Annotated in this window: 3 protein-coding genes; 1 reads left to right on the forward strand and 2 read right to left on the reverse strand. The window is 44.4% G+C overall.

The genetic code is table 11. From position 1 onward, the window contains the following. Positions 1 to 22: 22 nt before the first annotated feature. Positions 23 to 1,693 carry a M23 family metallopeptidase gene (locus tag DP117_RS33720; RefSeq protein WP_169222506.1) on the reverse strand — a complete coding sequence of 557 codons (1,671 nt, stop codon included), beginning with the start codon at positions 1,691 to 1,693 and terminating at the stop codon, positions 23 to 25. A gap of 150 nt (positions 1,694 to 1,843) precedes the next feature. Beyond that, positions 1,844 to 2,707, reverse strand: coding sequence for a biotin--[acetyl-CoA-carboxylase] ligase (locus DP117_RS33725; protein WP_169222507.1), 864 nt, complete (start codon positions 2,705 to 2,707; stop codon positions 1,844 to 1,846). 73 nt (positions 2,708 to 2,780) lie between these two features. Between DP117_RS33725 and pgeF the strand changes: the two genes are divergently transcribed. Beyond that, positions 2,781 to 3,584, forward strand: a complete 804-nt coding sequence (pgeF, locus tag DP117_RS33730) for a peptidoglycan editing factor PgeF (protein WP_169222508.1) — start codon at positions 2,781 to 2,783, stop codon at positions 3,582 to 3,584. The last annotated feature ends 96 nt before the right edge of the window (positions 3,585 to 3,680 follow it).

The following is a 3,680-nucleotide window of genomic DNA, read 5'->3' on the forward strand; positions in this document are numbered from 1 at the left end:
CCCCCAACTCCCCCTACCCCCCCTAGCTACCTGGTTGCTGGAGAGTTTGAGATGTCTGTAAAGATTGAATTAATTGACCGAGGGCGTACTCTAATTGAGTACCTGGATCAGTCGCAACCCATCCTTCGGGTGTCAACTGACGTACCTCAAAGTGTAAATGGGGACCTGTGGATAAACCAGTGCTACCAACTCGTCCAATAACGGTTCCCTTTTCCACCCATTGTCCGGGCTGCACAAAAATTTCTGACATGTGACCGTAAAGAGTTTGTTGCGCACTATTGTGGTTTAGTATTACAGTCATACCGTAACCGCCCAACCAATCCGCACTCTCTACCTTACCAGAATAAGCTGCTAAAACAGGTGTTCCTGTAGCTGCGCCTATGTCTGTACCAGTGTGGAAACGGCGATCGCCTGTAATCGGATGAATTCGCCAACCAAACACAGAACTAATCGCAGAGGGGAGTGAAAGCGGATACATTAATCCCGGTCCGCTTGCAAGTCTACCACCATAAAAATTGCTGTAGTTGACTTGTGGCAAGACTGATGCCAAAGGAATGTCGTAAGTAACATTACTAGCGCGAGGAGCAACATTTTCCGATGTCATCGGTAATGGTAAAGCCCCAGCGGCTGGCGCAATCGGTACGGAACTAACTGTCGTGGTGGGGTTTAAGTTGGGGATCAATCGGTTCGAGCGATATGTTTCTTTAGTTACACTACTAGAAGCTGTATGAAAACTGCGACGCCGCCTTACACGAGTCGTCACATTCTTATAGCTGCGAGGAGTAGAATGTACAACTGAGTTTCGCTCTTCTGTAGCAACACGCCTGACTGGCGGAACAGTTGCGAATGTAGTCGCTTTGCTTTTTCTAATCCAACTGGGTGTTTTTCTGGGTTGTGATTCAGTCTTTGCATGAGCGTTTAGCCGATTTTGAAATGGAACCCTGGCACAAACGCTGTTTGGAATATTTTGCCCTATAATTGTTTTACAACGACCCACTCTTTGTGTGACGGCCACAGAATTTGGTGATTCATACTTCTTGGTATCACTTACTGGATAATCATTCGGGTCAAGGTAGGCGTTGTTGTAATCTTTCGGGGTAGAATTATTAGCAGAGTAAGCAGATGAGTTGTTCTGTTGGGAAAGTTCTGGTGTAGATTCTTCCCTTCTCACTCTTGAGATAGACTGCAAAACCTCTAGTTGAGGTTTTCTCTCTAACCTTGCTCTCCATTTACTCACACTTTGAGTAGGTACAGAAACTTCTGCTTGGAGTTTAAACTTTCTGATAGTGACTGGTTGTGAATCTTGTGATTGACGTTTAAATTTTCTGAGAACCACTACAGGATTCGACCTTTTTGTCTTAGACAGTCTCTGTCTGAGTCTGAATCGGCGTTGAGAAAATTCAGATTGTGATTGTGTACCTTCCACTGTAGAGGGCTTATTGTTTCGTTCAACAGTATCTCTTTTAAGAATATTTGCAGATGGTTCTGGTTGAGAACTTTCAGCAGTGGGAACAATATTGTCTATTGCTGATTCAGTTTGAGCAAACACCAAGCCACCATTGCTTAGCATACTAATACTGCCAAGCCAAGCGAGACTTTGTGCTGGGAGCGTAGACGCAAAGCGTCTTGTTGATAGGCATTTATGCCATAATTGATGTAAACGGTTCTCGGCAGAGTGATTGCGCTGCGTCATCGTTTTTGGTGTTTTTGTGTATTGTTGAGCTTAAAAAAATTAAGTCAGTAATTAGTCAGCCTGTTTTAGATTGTAGATTGGGGATCTTTGGATAGTCAGAGCTTTAGTTCTGACTACAAGCCGATTCTCCAATCTCCTGTTCTAAAATTCTTACTTGATTAAGTCAGAAGAATGACGGTAACCCAAACTGATTGTACCGGGCTGAAGGTAGATTTCTGGTGTTTTTACTGATTTAAGTTCCGATGTTTCCATACGAACTTTAAGCTCCCCGGTGTTTGTCACGCCAATGACAGTACCTACAGTGTCATTGATGTGGACTTGCTCGCCCATGTTCATCAGCAACTCTAGATAACGAGATATTAGTATATTGACTCCGTCTTCAGATAGACATTGTATACCGAATTCTATTCCAATTAAAACTGTAGCAATCAGCTTTTCCAAACATGAGACGGGTTTGGTATGCTGATGTGCTTGCCACATTTCCAGATTTATTCCGGTTTCTGGTACAGAGTTTACCCAATTTACACCCACACCAATCACTGCTTGGGTGATTTGTCCCTGCTGCACTTTGGTTTGGGTTAAAATACCGCCTAGCTTTCGACTTGTTAATATCAAATCATTGGGCCATTTTATCAGGACAGGAACGCCACAGCTTCGCAATTGTTGAGTAATTCCCCAAGCAATCGCCAGTGTGAGTTGGTAGCTGTTGTGTGCGTATAATTTGGGAAGGCAAAAAGCGCTTGGATTTTCTGTAGCTTTATGAGTGTGAGTTATTCCTACCGAAAGATACAATCCCCCAGGTAATGACATCCATTGACGATCCCGTTGTCCTCTTCCTGCTGTCTGCTGAGTGGCGATCGCAACACATCCGGATTCAGCCCCTTGGGCTAGTAAATCCCAAAGAACTTTGTTTGTTGAACAAACAGTGTCAAAAAGATGTAGCGAAAATTGTAAATAAGGATTTTTGCGCCCTGTTTGAAGGGCAGCTTCTAACTTTTGCCGATCCAATCCCACAGTAGTTTACCTAAATTGACAAGTGTTAGGATAAATTGACTGCGATTTATTTTGTTTTTAGGTTTGGTTAAAGATGCACGCTTGGCACTGGCGCACTTGGTTCGGGTTACCTTATTTAACTTGTAGTCTACTGGAACCCTGGCATCATGGCTTTTTTACTCAGCAGTTTTCACCTCGTTATCCGTCAGAACTCACAAAGGTGCTGCATCCAGAGGCATCAGTTTATCGCTTAAAACAGGTACATGGCAATACCGTTCTGACTCCAACAGAAATTGTGGCTAAGTTAGCAGAAGCTGGCGAAGACATTGATAGAGAAGGTGATTCCGCCTTGGTATCAGGAGATGGGTTAATATCCGATCAACCTCTGCAAGCAGTTTGGGTTGCAACCGCTGACTGCACGCCTGTCCTCATTGCTGATCAGAAAACCGGACAAGTTGCAGCAGTCCATGCAGGTTGGCGTGGTACCGCACTCAAGATAGTACCGCAAGCCATCACTCGCATGCAAGCACAAGGTAGCAGACTTCAAGATTTACGAATAGCAATGGGACCTGCGATCGCCGGTGAAGTTTATCAAGTCTCCGAACAAGTCGCGGCTGAAGTAGGTGGTAGCATTATACCACAAAACGAAGAAAAAGCAATTTTAGCTGCATTGCACGAGCTACCAAATTCTCCCTTACTCCCAGATCCAAATCCAGAACGAGTGAGATTGGATGTGCGCCGGGTGAATGCTTTACAGTTGGAACAATTGGGAATGAGTGTGGAACAGATGGCGATCGCCCCTTATTGTACTTATCAAACTCCAGAGTATTTCTTTTCTTACCGGCGGGAAAAGCAGAAAAAAGTGCAGTGGTCTGGTATTGTCAGCAATCATCTTTAATCAAAGCCGAATTCGGACTGTCATTGTTGCTGTACTAACTACCAATCTTCGGCTAGCTGAAGCTCCAGTTGACATCCTCCCCGCCCTAAAAGGGAC

Source organism: Brasilonema sp. UFV-L1 (genome assembly GCF_012912105.1).
In the GTDB taxonomy this organism is placed as follows: domain Bacteria; phylum Cyanobacteriota; class Cyanobacteriia; order Cyanobacteriales; family Nostocaceae; genus Brasilonema.